Genomic DNA, 14,311 nt, shown 5'->3' on the forward strand with positions numbered 1-14,311 from the left:
CATGCACGCTTGAAGTCGCTAACAGGCAGGCTGCAGCCGTCATATAGACGTATTTTTTATTCTCATCTTCACTCCCCTTCCCATCGTTAATACATTGGCTTGCGCTTCAAACTCTAATAGTGGGCTTGAGCGAGGATCAATTAGGGCAGGTGTGCTAATGGAGTATCGACATGCCCGGGACAACGCCTATCAACTTCACGCCAGCCATTTCAGGGGAGTGTCGTGCAGCACATGGGAATCATGCACGCTGCCTTGCCGCAGCAATATGTTCGCTGTGCCCAGCCGTCGTCAGCGCAGATAACACTTATCGAACCAGAACGGCTCTAGCATCTCGCTCAGGTGTGTCTGCGCCTGTGGATGAGCGGCATTGATCAGATAGTTAGTCGCGTGCGGCAGCAACGCAGACGGCACTGGCAGGAGCAACTCCACGCCCTCATCCAACCAACGGTTGCCGACCGACTGCGAAGTCGGTTCATTGGCCTGCCAGCCCACCGGCAACGCCGGCGGTGCGCCCATCAACGCCTCCGGCACCACATCCATGCGTCAGACGCACGACCCGCTCTGACTCGGCCTCGCTAAAGCGTGCATTGCTGCTCAACCGGCGTCGGATGGTGCTCTCCGGCGCCACCAGTGACAGCGATAACTTCAGCTTGCTGGCGACGCGCTTGTAGCTGTGGGTGGAAATGCCCGCAACCACGATACGCAAGGCATCGGACTCCGATGCGAACTGAATATCCAACAAACGCGAAACGCGCCATTCGCCCGAACACGGACTCGTCAGAGACGTGGGACTGAACTGCCGTGCTCATAGACATGCCCACCATTTGATCAAATTTATACGTCAAATGGCGCCAGGTTTGCAATGACCAGACAAGGTCACGGAGGCGCGAAAACCTCGGGCCCACAACAGCCCACGGTGCGGTAGGGGTTTTAGTAGGGTTTTTTTCGCAGACATGAAAAAGCCCAACCGGTGAAAATTGGGCTAAGTCATTGAATAATATGGTCGGGACGGAGTGATTCGAACACTCGACCCCTAGCACCCCATGCTAGTGCGCTACCGGACTGCGCTACGCCCCGACTAGGCGTGTTACTGGGTTTGCTTCGCAACGAAGCGATCAGGAATATACCGCAAGCTTTTGAAATGTGGAAGTATTTTAAAAGCCTGAATCACTTCTTCAAAACCACCAGCACATCTTCGAGTTCGGAGATCATCTGGCGAATCAGTTGCTTGTACTGGGTGGTGTCATCTTTGGCTTCATCGCCGGACATACGCTGGCGTGCGCCGCTGATGGTGAAACCCTGGTCGTACAGCAATGCACGGATCTGTCGGATCATCAGCACATCCTGGCGCTGATAATACCGACGGTTCCCGGTACGTTTGACGGGGTTGAGTTGAGGAAACTCCTGCTCCCAATAGCGCAGCACGTGCGGCTTTACCGCACATAGCTCGCTGACTTCACCGATGGTGAAGTAGCGTTTGCCTGGGATGACGGGTAGCTCGTCGTTATGACTTGGTTCCAGCATAAGCCTCAACTCGGGCCTTCAACTTCTGCCCTGGACGAAAGGTGACCACACGGCGGGCCGTGATCGGGATTTCTTCTCCCGTTTTTGGATTGCGGCCAGGCCGCTGGCGTTTGTCCCGCAGGTCAAAATTGCCGAAACCGGACAATTTGACCTGTTCGTTGTCTTCCAGAGCGTGTCTGATTTCTTCAAAAAACAGCTCGACCAATTCCTTGGCCTCGCGCTTGTTCAGACCCAACTCTTCGTACAGACGTTCCGCCATCTCAGCTTTCGTCAAAGCCCCCATACGTCACTTCCTTAACGTGGCGTTCAACCTTTGTTCGAGCGAGGTGAGGATATTTTGTGTCGTGGTATTCACCTCATCGTCATTAAGAGTGCGCGATGGATGCTGCCAGGTCAAGCCAACTGCGAGGCTTTTTCTATGCGGATCAATGCCTTTACCCTGATAGACGTCAAATAGCCTGAGGTCTGTCAGCCATTCCCCTGCATTTTCACGGATTACATCCAGAACGGCAGTTGCGGCGACTTCGCTGTCGGCGATCAGGGCCAGGTCGCGACGCACTTCAGGGAAGCGCGACAACTCGCTGAATTTCGGCATCTTGCCCGACGCCACTTCAGCCAATACCAGTTCGAAAACGAAGACCGGGCGATCAAGACCAAGGGTTTTCGACAATTCAGGATGGATCGCACCCACGAAGCCCACCAGGCGACCTTCACGTTCTATACGTGCAGTCTGGCCCGGATGCAGTGCGGGGTGGCTACCCCGAATAAAGGTGAAGGCATCCAATGCGCCGGCGAAGCCCAGCACCGCTTCAACGTCAGCCTTGACGTCAAAGAAGTCCACAGCGTCGCGGCCCTGTGCCCAGCCTTCCGGCAGACGGCTGCCACACACCACGCCAGCCAGCATCGGCTCTTGCTTCAGGCCGTCCAACTGACCGACGAAACGCAGGCCGCTTTCGAACATGCGTACACGATCTTGCTGACGGTTCAGGTTATGGGACAGCGCCTTCACCAGGCCCGGCCACAGCGACGAACGCATGGCGGCCATGTCGTTGGAGATCGGGTTGGCCAGCAGCAGTGGCTCGACGCCTGGGCTGAACAGTTCGAACTGCTTAGGATCGATGAAGCTGTAGGTCACCGCTTCCTGGTAACCACGAGCCACCAACAGGCGACGCAACTCAGGCAAATGCGCACGCGCCTCGGCCTTGGGTTGCGGTGCCAGGCGCGCTTGCGGATAACGAACCGGCAGGCGGTTGTAGCCGTACAAACGGGCCAGCTCTTCGATCAAATCGACTTCCAGGCTGATATCGAAGCGATGGCTTGGCACTTCGACCTGCCACTGCCCTTCCCCGCCCGCAGAAATGCCAAGGCCGAGGGCCGACAACAATTGCTCGATTTCGGCCGGCTCAATCACCAGACCCAGCATTTGCTCAACGCTCTTGGCGCGCAAAGTGATCGGTGCTACAGACGGCAGGTACTGTTCGCTGACGGTTTCGGTGATCGGGCCAGCTTCGCCACCGGTGATTTCCAGCAGCAGACCAGTGGCGCGCTCCATGGCTTCACGGGCCAGCTTCCAGTCCACGCCACGCTCGTAGCGGTGCGATGCATCGGTGTGCAGGCCATAGGAACGGGCCTTGCCAGCGATGGCGATCTGGTCGAAAAATGCGCTTTCAAGGAACACGTCACGGGTGGTTGCGGACACACCGCTGTGCTCGCCACCCATCACGCCGGCAATCGCCAAGGCACGGGAGTGGTCGGCGATGACCAAGGTGTCAGCACGCAGGCTGACTTCCTGACCGTCAAGCAGCACCAGCTTCTCGCCTTCTTCGGCCATGCGTACGCGGATGCCACCGTTGATTTCGGCAAGATCGAACGCATGCAGCGGTTGGCCCAGCTCCAACATGACGTAGTTGGTGATATCTACGGCAGCATCGATGCTGCGCACGTCCGCGCGACGCAGACGCTCGACCATCCACAGCGGAGTTGGCTTGGACAAATCAACGTTACGGATCACACGCCCCAGATAACGTGGGCAGGCGTTTGGTGCCAGCACTTCAATCGGACGCACTTCGTCGTGCACAGCAGCTACGCTGGCAACCACCGGACGGGTCACCGGAGCGTTGTACAGCGCGCCCACTTCACGGGCAAGGCCAGCCAGCGACAAGCAATCGCCGCGGTTAGGGGTCAGGTCGACCTCGATGCTGGCATCTTCCAGTTCCAGGTAAACGCGGATGTCCTGGCCCACCGGCGCGTCGCCCGGCAGTTCCATCAGGCCATCATTCCCTTCGCCTACCTGCAACTCCGCTTGGGAGCACAGCATGCCGTTGGATTCGACGCCACGCAGCTTAGCCTTCTTGATCTTGAAGTCGCCCGGCAGTTCAGCACCGATCATGGCAAACGGAATCTTCAGGCCCGGGCGCACGTTGGGCGCTCCGCACACGACCTGGAAGGTTTGCGCGCCATTGCTGACCTGGCATACGCGCAATTTATCGGCGTCCGGGTGCTGCTCGGTGCTCAGCACTTCGCCCACGACCACGCCACTGAAAACACCGGCGGCCGGTGTAACACTATCGACCTCAAGGCCGGCCATCGACAGACGCGCAACCAGCGCGTCGCGATCCACCTGCGGGCTTACCCAGCCGCGCAGCCATTGTTCACTGAATTTCATCCTGCTCTCCTAAAGATTCGTTACGACTAGCGAAATTGCGCGAGGAACCGCAAGTCGTTGTCGAAGAACAGACGCAAGTCGTTCACGCCGTAACGCAGCATGGCCAGACGCTCAACGCCCATGCCGAAGGCAAAGCCCGAGAACTCTTCCGGATCGATACCGGACATACGCAGCACGTTAGGGTGAACCATCCCGCAACCCATCACTTCCAGCCAGCCGGTCTGCTTGCAGACACGGCAGCCTTTGCCGCTGCACATTACGCATTCCATGTCGACTTCAGCGGACGGTTCGGTGAACGGAAAGAACGAGGGACGGAAACGTACCGCCAGTTCTTTCTCGAAGAACACCCGCAGGAACTCTTCGATGGTGCCCTTGAGATCAGCGAAATTGATATCGCGATCAACGAGCAAGCCTTCGACCTGGTGGAACATTGGCGAGTGGGTGATATCGGAGTCGCTACGATACACGCGGCCTGGGCAGACGATGCGGATCGGCGGTTTGTTCGCTTCCATGGTGCGCACTTGTACCGGCGAGGTATGGGTGCGCAGCAACATGTTCGCGTTGAAATAGAAGGTGTCGTGCATCGACCGGGCCGGGTGATGGCCTGGGATGTTGAGCGCCTCGAAGTTGTGATAGTCGTCTTCGACCTCAGGACCTTCGGCAATGCCGTAGCCGATATGGGTGAAGAACTGCTCGATACGTTCCAGAGTCCGGGTAATCGGGTGCAGACCGCCTGAGGCCTGACCACGGCCAGGCAGGGTGACATCAATGGATTCGGCGGCGAGTTTGGCCGCAAGGTCGGCCTCCTCCAGCGACGCCTTGCGCGCATTGAGAACCTCTGTGACACGCTCCTTGGCAACGTTGATCAGCGCACCAACTTGCGGACGCTCTTCAGCCGGCAAATTCCCCAGGGTCTTCATCACCTGAGTCAATTCACCTTTTTTGCCAAGGTAGTGAACCCGGATTTGCTCCAGGGCATTGATATCTTCAGCGCTATGCACAGCCTCAAGAGCTTGGGCAACGAGCGCGTCCAGGTTTTCCATGTACAGACTCCAGATACAAAATAGGGGAAGAGCTTGAAGGCTCTTCCCCTATTTATGACGTTTACCACCTTGGGGTACAGGAGTAACCCAAGGTGACTGTCGGGGGTACTTAAGCCAAGGAGGCTTTAGCTTTCTCGACAATCGCAGCAAACACCGCTTTTTCGTTCACGGCCAGTTCAGCCAGAACCTTACGGTCGATTTCGATGGACGCTTTTTTCAGGCCAGCGATGAAACGGCTGTAGGACAGACCGTTAACACGTGCACCAGCGTTGATACGAGCGATCCACAGAGCGCGGAACTGACGTTTTTTCTGACGACGGTCACGGTAGGCGTATTGGCCAGCCTTGATTACCGCTTGCTTGGCAACACGGAATACGCGTGAACGCGCGCCGTAGTAGCCTTTAGCAAGTTTCAGAATTTTTTTGTGACGCTTACGGGCAATGACGCCACGCTTTACACGAGCCATGAGTTACTTCCTCTATTCTTGATCCAAAAATTAACGAAGGCGCAGCATGCGCTCGACTTTTGCCACGTCAGACGGATGCAGCAAGCTGCTACCGCGCAGTTGACGCTTACGCTTGGTCGACATTTTGGTCAGGATGTGGCTCTTGAAAGCGTGCTTGTGCTTGATACCGTTAGCAGTTTTCAGAAACCGCTTAGCAGCACCACTTTTAGTCTTCATCTTTGGCATGTTCGGATACTCCGCATTCAGTTGATAAACATAATCAGAAGGCCTGCCGTGCCCTGTTGATTACTTCTTCTTTTTCGGGGCGATGACCATGATCAGTTGGCGTCCTTCCATCTTAGGATGCTGTTCGACCGAACCGTACTCGAGCAGGTCAGCTTCAACCCGCTTGAGGAGTTCCATCCCCAGCTCCTGGTGGGCCATCTCACGGCCGCGGAATCGCAAGGATACCTTGGCCCTGTCCCCATCACTCAGGAAACGTACCAGGTTGCGCAGTTTTACCTGGTAATCCCCTTCCTCCGTCCCTGGACGAAACTTGATTTCTTTTACTTGAATCTGCTTCTGGTTCTTCTTCGCCGCAGCAATCTGCTTCTTCTTTTCGAAGATCGACTTGCCGTAGTCCATCACCCGGCAAACAGGCGGGACTGCGTCGGCGGAGATTTCCACCAGGTCCAATTTGGACTCTTCAGCGATACGAAGCGCTTCATCAATCGAGACGATGCCAATCTGCTCGCCGTCAGCGCCAATTAACCGAACCTCGCGTGCCGAGATATTCTCGTTGATCGGGGCTTTCGGTGCAGCTCGTTTATCTTGTCTCATTTCACGCTTAATAATAATTACTCCGAATCTGGGCGACCACGCCGGGAAACCGCTTGCGCGAGGAACTCAGCGAACTGGGCGACGGGCATCGAGCCCAGGTCAGCACCTTCACGAGTACGCACAGCGACAGTCTGCATCTCGACTTCCCGATCTCCGATAACCAAAAGATAGGGAACCTTGAGCAAAGTATGCTCGCGGATTTTAAAGCCGATCTTTTCATTTCTCAAGTCGGACTTGGCACGAAATCCGCTTTCGTTGAGAGTTTTTTCAACCTCAGCGGCAAAATCTGCCTGTTTATCAGTGATATTCATGATCACTGCCTGGGTCGGAGCCAGCCACGCAGGGAATGCACCCTCGTAGTGCTCGATCAGGATACCGACGAACCGTTCGAACGAGCCAAGGATCGCCCGGTGCAGCATAACCGGGTGTTTACGGCTGTTGTCTTCGGAGACATATTCGGCTCCCAGACGGATCGGCAGGTTAAAATCGAGCTGCAGGGTACCACACTGCCAGACGCGGCCAAGGCAATCTTTCAGCGAGAACTCGATCTTGGGACCATAGAAGGCGCCCTCGCCCGGCTGTAGGTCGTACGCAAGCCCCGCGCTGTCCAGCGCAGCGGCCAAGGCCGCCTCGGCGCGATCCCACAGCTCGTCGGAGCCGACGCGTTTTTCCGGACGAGTGGACAGTTTCATTTCGACTTCGGTAAAACCGAAATCGCGATAAACGTCCATGGTCAGCTTGATGAACGCGGCGGACTCGGCCTGCATCTGCTCTTCGGTGCAGAAGATATGCGCATCGTCCTGGGTGAAGCCGCGCACGCGCATGATGCCGTGCAGCGCACCGGATGGCTCATTACGGTGGCAAGCACCGAACTCGGCAAGGCGCATCGGCAACTCGCGGTAGCTCTTCAGGCCTTGATTGAACACCTGCACGTGGCAAGGGCAGTTCATCGGCTTGATGGCGTAATCGCGGTTTTCCGACTGGGTGGTGAACATGTTGTCGGCGTAGTTGGCCCAATGCCCGGATTTCTCCCACAGGCTGCGGTCAACGACCTGTGGAGTCTTGATCTCCAGGTAGCCATTTTCGCGCTGTACCTTGCGCATGTACTGCTCAAGCACTTGGTAAAGAGTCCAGCCGTTGGGGTGCCAAAACACCATGCCCGGCGCTTCTTCCTGGAGGTGGAACAGGTTCAGGCGCTTGCCGATCTTGCGGTGGTCGCGTTTTTCGGCTTCTTCAATGCGCTGGATGTAGGCGGCCAGCTGTTTCTTGTCAGCCCAGGCGGTGCCGTAGATACGTTGCAATTGCTCGTTCTTCGCGTCGCCGCGCCAGTAGGCACCGGACAGCTTGGTCAGCTTGAACGACTTGAGGAAGCGCGTATTCGGCACATGCGGGCCACGGCACATGTCGACATATTCTTCGTGGTAGTACAGACCCATGGCCTGCTCATCCGGCATGTCTTCCACCAGACGCAGCTTGTAGTCCTCGCCACGGGCGGTGAACACGTCGATCACTTCGGCGCGCGGGGTGACTTTCTTGATGACGTCGTAATCTTTTTCGATCAGCGCATGCATGCGCTGCTCGATGGCGGCCAGGTCGTCCGGCGTAAAAGGACGCTCGTAGGCGATGTCGTAATAGAAGCCATCTTCAATAACCGGGCCGATCACCATCTTCGCGGTCGGGTACAACTGCTTGACCGCATGGCCAATCAGGTGCGCGCAAGAGTGGCGAATGATCTCCAGCCCCTCTTGATCCTTGGGCGTGATGATTTGCAGGCTGGCGTCGGCGGTGATCAGGTCACTGGCATCGACCAGCTTGCCGTCGACCTTGCCGGCCACGGTGGCCTTGGCCAGGCCGGCACCAATGGATGCGGCGACCTCGGCTACGGAAACCGCATGATCGAATGAACGTTGACTGCCATCGGGAAGAGTAATAGTTGGCATGGCGCCTCCTCTCCTAGTGGTGACCCCTACCAAAGGTCACGTGGGTTGGGATGAGCCAGTACAAGATCCAATACCAGGCCGTTCAAGGATGAACGCCTGCCTTACAGCGGCAGGAGCCTTTCGGCCAACCGATAATCGAACCAGAGTGACTGGAGTGAGCTAAAAAAGAACATGGCAAGGCGGCAAATGGCGCGCCCGTAAGAGCCAGGGCGACGATGCTAGCACAGATGGACGGTCATCGCGCCGGCCCGCCTTCGGGTAAAGACAAAATAGCGGCAAAAATGAACTTGGGCTGTACGCAAGGCCTCAAACCCACTGAGAATCGCCGTTCGTCCTCGACCCAAAGGAGCATCCTCATGATGCGTTTTACCTCTACCCTCGCTCTAGCCGCTTCCCTGACCCTCCTTTCCCTCGGCGCACAAGCTGCGGCCCCGTCGAACTGGCCTGCCGGTGCCCGCGACAGCTTCGTCAGCGATTGCAGTGCCGCCGCCAGCCAGAACGTGGACGTCAAAACCGCCAAAGCCCATTGCGAATGCGGCGCCGACAAGATCAACGCGGAATTGAGCACTGCCGAAATCAAGGAACTCATGACCAACCAGAACGCCAGCCCGCAGCTCAAAAACAAAGCAGTCGCGGCTATTTCGTCCTGCAAAGTGGTGAAGAAAAAGTAACAACGCCCCATGACCAGCGGGATTTTGCGCAGTAAAAACAGCCAAAAAACTGCTATTTCTCACAAATTACGCAGCTTTTACGGCTTTTTTTACCAACTGATATTTCGTGCGAAAGCCCCGTAGATCGGGGCTTTCAGCCAACAAAGATGCCAAACGCAACGCTATTGATTAGCAAACAGTGCCTTGGGGGGGCTCCCAAGCCGAACATTTCGACTATGATAGCCCGGTGTGCCCAGTTGGCCTGAGCAGCACAGCACTACTGAAAATATATGTTTCTTGGAGATACACCATGTCTAATCGCCAAACCGGCACCGTTAAATGGTTCAACGATGAAAAAGGCTTCGGCTTCATCACTCCTCAAGGTGGCGGTGACGACCTGTTCGTACACTTCAAAGCTATCGAAAGCGACGGTTTCAAAAGCCTGAAAGAAGGCCAAACCGTTTCCTTCGTGGCTGAGAAAGGCCAAAAGGGTATGCAAGCTGCACAGGTTCGCCCAGAGTAATTTCTGCGCTGATCAAAAAAACCCCGTCCATGTGACGGGGTTTTTTATGGGTGCAACAAAAGCCCGAGCTCGATCAGCCGCAGTTGACCCGCGTGATCACCAGATTGTCATCGGTATTGAGGTTAAGGCGGTCGGAACGGTATTCCAGCGTGATCATGTCGTTGGGCTTGAGGATCCGCGCATTCTGCGCACCGGCACGGGTACGGGCCTGTTCCAGCAACTGGGGCGAGGCTTTCTGGCCGATGGTGAATTCGGCGGCCTTCGACTCACAGCGGCTATGACCGGCATCGGTCACGGCGGCATCTTTGCCTGGCTCAGAGGCACCCGGGGTGCTGCAACCCGCCAACGCGAGTGCTGCCAACAAAGTACCGAATGATGCGAGCTTCCAAGGCATGAAGCCTCCTATGGTTAAAAATGGACAGAGATCGTGCGACAGCGGTATGGCGGATTGGTTTCAAGACGTAAACCGCCGATGGCCAAGTCTGCCTGAGTCTGCGCAGGCATTCGCCCGGTCAATCGTGACCGGATATGAACGTGATCAGTAGATATCGATATAGTCGAACGGCGGTTTTGGCCAATTCTGCTTGAGGGCGTTGAAAATCTGCATGACCCAGACTTCATCGCTGGCAGCCACATTACCGACATAGCCGGAGCCCTTGGCCCAGGTCTCCAGACGAAACAACAGCCCGTCGATATCAGTACCCCCCACTGTTCCGCAAGAGATGTAGGCAATACCCGCCTTGGTGACGCGCAATTGAGTATGTTGATCGTCGCTGGCACTGGCGAGCAGTTGACGCACGCTTTCCAGGGTCAGGTTCTCGGGGGTGTTCAAATCGATTTGCACGCGGTGTTCCCCGGCAATTAAACAGAAGGACAGTGTCGCATAGCGCCGGCCTCATTCGGAAACGCTTCATGCCTAAGTAGCAGTGCCAAACGCGGCGCAAAGTGCTTAACTGCGCCCGCTGGAACCGCGTTCCAGCGCATTGCCCAGTATTTCAAGCCCGTGAGATTTCCATGACCACCGTAACGCTCCAAGCCGACATCAAAGCCAAGTGGCCCCTGGGACAGAGTTCCTACAGCCCCGGCAGCCCAGAGGAATTGGCAATCATCGGCATCGACCTGCTGGTCAAGGAGCTGGGCACCCAAGCGGCCCAAGCCTTCATCGGCCAGGTATTCGAGAAATACCCAGCCGATCATATGGGCGTGGGCAGCGTCGAGCGCGAATAAACGCCGGGCGACGCGCGTCGACCGGCAAACGCTTTACTTCAGGCGCGCCAGGCGCTCGGTCAGCAGATCGAAGAAGCCTTGGGCATCGCCGCTTTCAACCCAGAACGCGTTCTTCGGCTGTTTCAGGCCGTCGTACCAATCGACGATGGTCTGACCGAAGGTCGGGCCTTCTCTGCTGTCTACCACCACGTTGACCTCGCGCCCGCTGAACAGCGAAGGCTTGAGCAGGTAGGCAACGACAGTGGCGTCGTGCACCGGGCCGCCAGGAATGCCGTAGTGCTCCATATCGCCTTTGACGTACTCATTGAGAATATCCCCAACGATCTTGCTCGCGTTGTTGTTGATCTCGGCGATCGTCTTCAAGCGCGCCTCGCTGGTCAGCACTTTGTGGGTCACGTCCAACGGCAGGTAAGTCAGCTTCACGCCACTCTTGAGCACAATCTCCGCCGCCACCGGGTCGGCAAACAGATTGAACTCCGCGACCGGCGTGATATTGCCGCCATTGAAGTGCGCGCCGCCCATCACCACCACTTCCTTGATGCCTTGGGTGATTTCCGGGTCCTGGGTCAATGCCAGCGCAAGGTTGGTCTGCGGGCCGAGCATGGCAATCGTGATGCTGTGAGGTTTGGCCGCACGAAGGGTCTTGATCAGGTAGTCAACGGCATTGCCGTCCGCCAGGCCTTTTTTTGGTTCATGCACGGTGACACCGGAAATGCCTTCCTTGCCGTGAATGTTCTCGGCATAGATCGGTTTGCGCAGTAGCGGCGCCGGAGCACCGGCGTACACCGGGATGTCCTCGCGCCCCGCCCACTCGCGGGCCAGACGCGCGTTACGGGAGGTCTTGTCCAGACGCACGTTGCCGGCGACGGTGGTCAATGCGCGAATGTTCAGCTCTTGCGGGGACGCCATGGCGAAGAGCAAGGCCACCACATCGTCGGCGCCTGGGTCGGTATCGATGATCAGATCGATTTTTTCCGCCGCATGGGCGCTTGCTGCTGTGAGCGCGGACAAAAGCAGGACACTCCGAAACAGATTTCTCAGGGTTGGGAGACCACGTTGCATAAAAACACTCCTTGTCGTTGGGGAACTCTAGAACGTGACGCCGGACACCAGCGCGATATTGCAATAAGGCTGGCATTCGCCGGTACGCACAACCGCACGTGCCTTTTGGCTCAGTTGCTTGAACGCCTCATGACTGACCAGGCGTCGTGCGCCAAGGGCGGCCTGTTCGGTCAGGGTGTTCAGCTCGGTCAGCGCCGGCGGCTGCTTGAGCAGGATTTCTTCGGCCAGTACATGGCTTTCCACCTGCATCTCGCTGAGCACGACGCGCAAGGTGCTGATGAAGTCGGGAATGCCCTGGGTCAGCGCCAGATCGATCAATTCAACACCCGGAGGGACCGGCAAGCCGGCATCGCCGATCACCAGGATGTCGCCGTGGCCCAGGGATGCAATCACCCGCGACAGGGCGATATTGAGCAGAGGAGTCTTTTTCATGAGGGCACAAAACCTTGAACGTCATGCAGCGTGGGAATGGAGGGTTGCGCACCGGCGCGAGTAACCGACAGCGCTGCCGCAACCTGACCGAAACGAATGGCCTCGGCTTCGCTTTTACCGTCGGCCAACGCGGCAGCAAAACCACCGACGAACGTGTCGCCGGCGGCGGTGGTATCCACCGCCTTGACCTTGGGTGCCGCAAGATGCTCAAAGCCGTTGCCATCGGCAAACAAGGCGCCCTCACCGCCCAAGGTAATAATGACTTTACCCGCCCCCGCCTCGATCAGTTTTGTGGCAGCCAGCTTGGCGCTGTCGATGGAATCCACCGTCACGCCGCTGAGTGCGCTGGCTTCACTTTCGTTGGGAATCAGGTAGTCGACCGACGCGTACCATTCAGCCGGCAACGGACCACTGGCCGGCGCCGGATTCAGGATCACCACCTTGTTTAACTCACGGCCACGCCTGAGGGCATATCCGACGGTAGCCATCGGCACCTCAAGCTGGCAGATGATCACATCGCCAGCCTGCAACACCGCCTCAGCGGCCTGCAATGACGCCGGGGTCAGCTCACCGTTGCTGCCGGCGACAATCACAATTGCGTTCTGGCTGCTGTCATCCACCACGATCAACGCCACGCCGCTGGAGCCATTCACGGTGCTCACGGCCTGGCAATCGATACCTTCCACCAGCAACGCGCCACGCAGCTCAGCGCCGTAGGCATCGGTGCCGACACAGCCAATCATCGCCACCTCGGCGCCCAATCGTGCCGAGGCCACGGCCTGGTTGGCGCCCTTGCCACCGGAAACGGTGGAGAATGTGCGGCCAATCAGGGTTTCACCGGCACGGGGCAGCCGACTGGCACGGGTGACCAGGTCCATATTCAGGCTGCCTACTACCACTACTTTTGCTGGCATACATCAGTACTCATCAATTCGGTTCAACGGTATTGGGCAAACACACCGGCGACGGGGGCCGTCGACTCACGCAACACGATGCTCGGCGTTACGACGCGTTGATCGATCGGCAATTGGGGGGTTGCAATTCGTCGCAGTAAAAGCTCGGCTGCGGTCTCGCCAAGGTGCAGGATCGACTGCCCGACCGTCGTCAGCGCCGGGTATACGTAGCGGCTCATTTGAATGTCATCAAAGCCAATGACCGACAGCTCGCCGGGCACGCGGATATTACGCTCCGCTGCCGCACGTAACACGCCGAAACCAATCATATCGTTGCTGGCAAAAATCGCACTGGGCGGGTTCTCCGCCAGCAACTCAACGGCGGCGGTGTAACCGCCCGTACTGGTGAAGTCGCTCTCCCGGGTGCGATTGGCCGCCACCTCCACGCCCGCTTCCCGCAGCGCACGGTGATACCCCGCCAGACGCATCTGCGCCACACGGGTATGCGCCGGGCCGCCAATGCAGGCGATGTCACGATGGCCCAACTCGAGCAAATGCCGGGTCGCCAAATAAGCGCCCTCCTCGTGATCGATACGCACCAGATCGACATCGATACCATCCAGCGCGCGGTCGACAATCACCATCGGCGTGCGCACCGCACTCAAGCCTGCGGCCAATCCGCTGTCATCGCCACCCACCGAGGTGACGATCAAGCCGTCGATGCGCTTCTCCAGCAACACCCGTAAATAGCTGCGTTGTTTTTCAGCGTTGTCATCGGAGTTGCACAGGATCACGCAGTAACCATTACGCTCGCAGTAATCCTCAATACCTCGCGCCAGCTCGGCAAAATACGGGTTGAGACTATTGGGCACCAGCAAGCCGATGGTGGCTGTGGTCTTGGCCTTGAGCGAGCGCGCGACGGCGCTGGGCACGTAGTCGAGCTGCTTGATAGCTGCCTCGACCTTGACCCGTACCGGCTCGCTAACAGGGCGCGTCTTGTTCACCACATGGGACACCGTGGTGTAGGAAATACCTGCAAGCGCCGCCACATCCTTGATCGTTGCCAT

Annotated in this window: 18 protein-coding genes and 1 tRNA gene; 3 read left to right on the forward strand and 16 right to left on the reverse strand. The window is 57.6% G+C overall.

Annotation, left to right across the window (positions count from 1 at the left end):
* Positions 1 to 288 precede the first annotated feature (288 nt).
* From KSS96_RS19030 to thrS, 10 genes are all read right to left on the reverse strand, one after another.
* A complete protein-coding gene (locus tag KSS96_RS19030) occupies positions 289 to 540 on the reverse strand; it encodes an RES family NAD+ phosphorylase (RefSeq protein WP_135196125.1) in 252 nt (83 codons plus the stop codon).
* A gap of 460 nt (positions 541 to 1,000) precedes the next feature.
* Positions 1,001 to 1,077 (reverse strand) — tRNA-Pro (locus KSS96_RS19035).
* Between the two features lie 90 nt (positions 1,078 to 1,167).
* Positions 1,168 to 1,524, reverse strand: coding sequence for a MerR family transcriptional regulator (locus tag KSS96_RS19040; protein ID WP_003174972.1), 357 nt, complete (start codon positions 1,522 to 1,524; stop codon positions 1,168 to 1,170).
* The gene (gene ihfA, locus KSS96_RS19045; protein ID WP_002553164.1) at positions 1,505 to 1,807 is read right to left on the reverse strand and encodes an integration host factor subunit alpha; all 303 of its coding nucleotides are present in this window, start codon (positions 1,805 to 1,807) and stop codon (positions 1,505 to 1,507) included. Before ihfA ends, KSS96_RS19040 begins: the two co-directional genes overlap by 20 nt.
* A gap of 3 nt (positions 1,808 to 1,810) precedes the next feature.
* Positions 1,811 to 4,189, reverse strand: coding sequence for a phenylalanine--tRNA ligase subunit beta (gene pheT / locus KSS96_RS19050; RefSeq protein ID WP_017528211.1), 2,379 nt, complete (start codon positions 4,187 to 4,189; stop codon positions 1,811 to 1,813).
* A gap of 26 nt (positions 4,190 to 4,215) precedes the next feature.
* Positions 4,216 to 5,232 carry a phenylalanine--tRNA ligase subunit alpha gene (pheS, locus tag KSS96_RS19055; RefSeq protein WP_003234250.1) on the reverse strand — a complete coding sequence of 339 codons (1,017 nt, stop codon included), beginning with the start codon at positions 5,230 to 5,232 and terminating at the stop codon, positions 4,216 to 4,218.
* Positions 5,233 to 5,341: 109 nt separating this feature from the next.
* On the reverse strand, positions 5,342 to 5,698 hold the full coding sequence (gene rplT / locus KSS96_RS19060; protein WP_005789679.1) for a 50S ribosomal protein L20: 357 nt from the start codon (positions 5,696 to 5,698) through the stop codon (positions 5,342 to 5,344).
* A gap of 30 nt (positions 5,699 to 5,728) precedes the next feature.
* Complete coding sequence (gene rpmI / locus KSS96_RS19065; RefSeq protein ID WP_002553160.1) at positions 5,729 to 5,923, reverse strand: 50S ribosomal protein L35; 195 nt, start codon at positions 5,921 to 5,923, stop codon at positions 5,729 to 5,731.
* Positions 5,924 to 5,983: 60 nt separating this feature from the next.
* Complete coding sequence (gene infC, locus KSS96_RS19070) at positions 5,984 to 6,535, reverse strand: translation initiation factor IF-3 (RefSeq protein WP_169850653.1); 552 nt, start codon at positions 6,533 to 6,535, stop codon at positions 5,984 to 5,986.
* Positions 6,535 to 8,457 (reverse strand): threonine--tRNA ligase, encoded by a 1,923-nt coding sequence (thrS, locus tag KSS96_RS19075; RefSeq protein ID WP_068935350.1) that lies wholly within the window; start codon positions 8,455 to 8,457, stop codon positions 6,535 to 6,537. The genes infC and thrS overlap by 1 nt, the downstream gene beginning before the upstream one ends.
* A gap of 356 nt (positions 8,458 to 8,813) precedes the next feature.
* Between thrS and KSS96_RS19080 the strand changes: the two genes are divergently transcribed.
* Both KSS96_RS19080 and KSS96_RS19085 read left to right on the forward strand, forming a co-directional pair.
* Positions 8,814 to 9,128 carry a hypothetical protein gene (locus KSS96_RS19080; protein ID WP_017528208.1) on the forward strand — a complete coding sequence of 105 codons (315 nt, stop codon included), beginning with the start codon at positions 8,814 to 8,816 and terminating at the stop codon, positions 9,126 to 9,128.
* Positions 9,129 to 9,417: 289 nt separating this feature from the next.
* Complete coding sequence (locus KSS96_RS19085) at positions 9,418 to 9,630, forward strand: cold-shock protein (protein WP_003179963.1); 213 nt, start codon at positions 9,418 to 9,420, stop codon at positions 9,628 to 9,630.
* Between the two features lie 73 nt (positions 9,631 to 9,703).
* On the opposite strand, the gene KSS96_RS19090 is transcribed toward KSS96_RS19085, so the two are convergent.
* A complete protein-coding gene (locus KSS96_RS19090; protein ID WP_017528207.1) occupies positions 9,704 to 10,024 on the reverse strand; it encodes an I78 family peptidase inhibitor in 321 nt (106 codons plus the stop codon).
* Between the two features lie 144 nt (positions 10,025 to 10,168).
* Positions 10,169 to 10,474 carry a hypothetical protein gene (locus tag KSS96_RS19095; RefSeq protein WP_017528206.1) on the reverse strand — a complete coding sequence of 102 codons (306 nt, stop codon included), beginning with the start codon at positions 10,472 to 10,474 and terminating at the stop codon, positions 10,169 to 10,171.
* A gap of 170 nt (positions 10,475 to 10,644) precedes the next feature.
* Between KSS96_RS19095 and KSS96_RS19100 the strand changes: the two genes are divergently transcribed.
* Positions 10,645 to 10,857 carry a hypothetical protein gene (locus tag KSS96_RS19100; RefSeq protein ID WP_017528205.1) on the forward strand — a complete coding sequence of 71 codons (213 nt, stop codon included), beginning with the start codon at positions 10,645 to 10,647 and terminating at the stop codon, positions 10,855 to 10,857.
* A gap of 33 nt (positions 10,858 to 10,890) precedes the next feature.
* On the opposite strand, the gene KSS96_RS19105 is transcribed toward KSS96_RS19100, so the two are convergent.
* The 4 genes from KSS96_RS19105 to KSS96_RS19120 are packed head-to-tail and all read right to left on the reverse strand — an operon-like array spanning position 10,891 to position 14,311.
* Positions 10,891 to 11,919 (reverse strand): nucleoside hydrolase, encoded by a 1,029-nt coding sequence (locus KSS96_RS19105; RefSeq protein WP_065877636.1) that lies wholly within the window; start codon positions 11,917 to 11,919, stop codon positions 10,891 to 10,893.
* 27 nt (positions 11,920 to 11,946) lie between these two features.
* Positions 11,947 to 12,351 (reverse strand): D-ribose pyranase, encoded by a 405-nt coding sequence (gene rbsD, locus KSS96_RS19110; RefSeq protein WP_017528203.1) that lies wholly within the window; start codon positions 12,349 to 12,351, stop codon positions 11,947 to 11,949.
* Positions 12,348 to 13,265: a ribokinase gene (gene rbsK / locus KSS96_RS19115; RefSeq protein ID WP_065877638.1), complete on the reverse strand. Its 918-nt coding sequence runs from the start codon at positions 13,263 to 13,265 to the stop codon at positions 12,348 to 12,350. The genes rbsD and rbsK overlap by 4 nt, the downstream gene beginning before the upstream one ends.
* A 23-nt stretch (positions 13,266 to 13,288) precedes the next feature.
* Positions 13,289 to 14,311 carry a LacI family DNA-binding transcriptional regulator gene (locus tag KSS96_RS19120; protein ID WP_017528201.1) on the reverse strand — a complete coding sequence of 341 codons (1,023 nt, stop codon included), beginning with the start codon at positions 14,309 to 14,311 and terminating at the stop codon, positions 13,289 to 13,291.

The sequence above is a fragment of the Pseudomonas asgharzadehiana genome, from assembly GCF_019139815.1.
Classification (GTDB): Bacteria; Pseudomonadota; Gammaproteobacteria; order Pseudomonadales; family Pseudomonadaceae; genus Aquipseudomonas; species Aquipseudomonas asgharzadehiana.